Raw genomic sequence first — 2,205 nt, 5'->3', positions numbered from 1 at the left:
CTTATGATAATGCTGGAATCGAATCTTTCCATGCCTCATTGAAAAAAGAAGAAGTCTACACGACTAGCTACTCAGATTTTGAAGAAGCAAATCGAGCGCTATTTAGCTACATTGAAGGATTTTATAACCGAAATCGAATCCATAGCTCGATTCACTATCTAACCCCACAGGAATTTGAAGAATTAGCAAAAGAAAAAATGGCTTAACCGTCTCTACTAAAATGTGTCCAAGATATTGACTCAAATCCACTTTCGTACTTAATTTTGCGTATTTGAAAATTCTTCTTTTAGAGTACTTTTATTACGATACTAGTATGATATATATCTATAGCAAACAGTTAAAATCTTCCTAAAATAAGCGAATAGCATTCCTAAAACCTATAAAATTTTTAGATGAAGCGACAAGTGGACAATTAATAAACTACTTGAACATGAAATTATGGATCACCTTTCAAATTTAGAAAATGGAATTCTTATACTTATTGCGCAACATTTATTGATTGCAAAATTATGTGACAAAAAGAACTAGTAGAAGAAGGAATAATGGCTTGATAATAAAGTACTACCTATTAAAGGTAGTACTTTATTTAATTTAGTATAAATTAACATACTACTATATTTTAGGTTTCATATTATATAAATTAATAATATACTACCATTTGTTGGTAGTATAATTTAAAGGTAATAAGTTATTCTTTTATTACTATGTTTGGGTTTTATAGCAAAGAAAGTTTAATAAGAGTTTGGACCTAGCAAACAATATTAATGAGGTCATTAAATCTTATTATCTTTAGTAATATAACGAAATATCTACACAGACAAAATTAGAGAGTGTAAAATATTTTGTGTAAATAGAAAAAAGGAAATCCCTTCTGTAGAATAGAGTTACCACAAAACATTCACAGAAGAGAGGACTTCCCTATGAACGATTTTACTACAGAAATTCTAAAGACTCTAGCGAACAAAGGCGATTTGAATGAATTATTCCGTGTCCATTTGGAAAAAGCAGTCAATACGCTTCTCAAAACGGAGTTAACGGCTTTCCTAGATTACGAAAAGTATGATCGCATTGGTTTTAACACGGGTAATTCTCGTAACGGCTCCTATGACCGTACGGTCAAGACCGAGTATGGGGAACTTCATCTCCAGATTCCGCGCGACCGCAATGGCGAGTTCAAGCAACAGACTGTTCCTGCTTATAGACGGACGAATGACACGTTAGAGGAGACCGTCATTCACCTCTTCCGAAAAGGTATTACCATGTCGGAAATCGCAGACTTGATTGAGAAAATGTATGGGCATCACTACACGCCCCAAACCATGTCCAATATAACAAAATCATTTACAGAAGAGGTAACGGCGTTTAAAGGGCGAGAGCTTCATGACCGTTATGCTGCTATTTATATGGACGCAACGTATATTCCGTTAAAGCGGAAAACCGTCGCCAAGGAAGCTATTCATATCGCAGTTGGCATTCGCCCGGACGGATCAAAGGAAGTATTGAGCTATGCGATTGCACCGACTGAATCTATCACGATTTGGGAGGAAATTTTATTAGACCTTCAAGAGCGCGGTTTGAAAAATGTCCTCCTGTTCATCACGGATGGCTTAAAGGGGATGGTAGGAGCGATTAGTCGGTTCTATCCCAAAGCTCGTTTTCAACATTGTTGTGTACACGTTTTCCGTAATATCAGTCACAAAGTGCGTGTCAATAATCGTAAGGAAGTCTGTGATGATTTTAAAATGGTGTATCAAGCCTCATCTAAAGAGGTGGCGTTGGAAGCACGTGGTGCTTTTGCGAAAAAATGGAAAACCAGCTATCCAAAAGTGGTTGAATCGATTCTTTCGAACGATCACTTGCTCACTTTCTATGATTTCCCCTTGGCCATACGCAAGAGTATTTATTCTACGAACTTGATTGAATCCTTTAATAAGCAAATCAAGAAATACAGCCACCGCAAGGAACAGTTCCAAAACGAAGAGTCGATGGAACGTTTCTTAGTCTCGTCTTTTGATACTTACAACCAAAAATTCCTAGGTCGCAGTCATAAAGGCTTTCAACAGGCCGAAGGCGAACTTGAACAAATGCTAAGCCAACTGATTGAGAATTAGAAACAATCTGCAGTAGGGAAGAATCATTTACACAAAATTATTGACGCTCCCCAAAATTATGATCTTGCGTAAAGTTATAAAATATTAATAAAAA

Annotated in this window: 2 protein-coding genes; both read left to right on the top strand. The window is 36.2% G+C overall.

What is annotated here, in order from left to right:
* Positions 1 to 206, top strand: a 206-nt coding sequence (locus ED2_RS14420) for an IS3 family transposase (RefSeq protein ID WP_002331064.1), incomplete at its 5' end; no start/stop codon positions are given.
* Between the two features lie 714 nt (positions 207 to 920).
* Positions 921 to 2,111 (top strand): IS256-like element ISLgar5 family transposase, encoded by a 1,191-nt coding sequence (locus tag ED2_RS14415; protein ID WP_002333405.1) that lies wholly within the window; start codon positions 921 to 923, stop codon positions 2,109 to 2,111.
* The last annotated feature ends 94 nt before the right edge of the window (positions 2,112 to 2,205 follow it).

Source organism: Enterococcus durans NBRC 100479 = LMG 10746, assembly GCF_001544215.1.
Taxonomy (GTDB): Bacteria; Bacillota; Bacilli; order Lactobacillales; family Enterococcaceae; genus Enterococcus_B; species Enterococcus_B durans.
This window is presented reverse-complemented; position numbering and strand designations above follow the sequence as displayed.

Excerpts from the sequence above, each read along its gene's own strand:
- ED2_RS14415 (WP_002333405.1), top strand. The coding sequence starts at position 921 with ATGAACGATTTTACTACAGAAATTCTAAAGACTCTAGCGAACAAAGGC.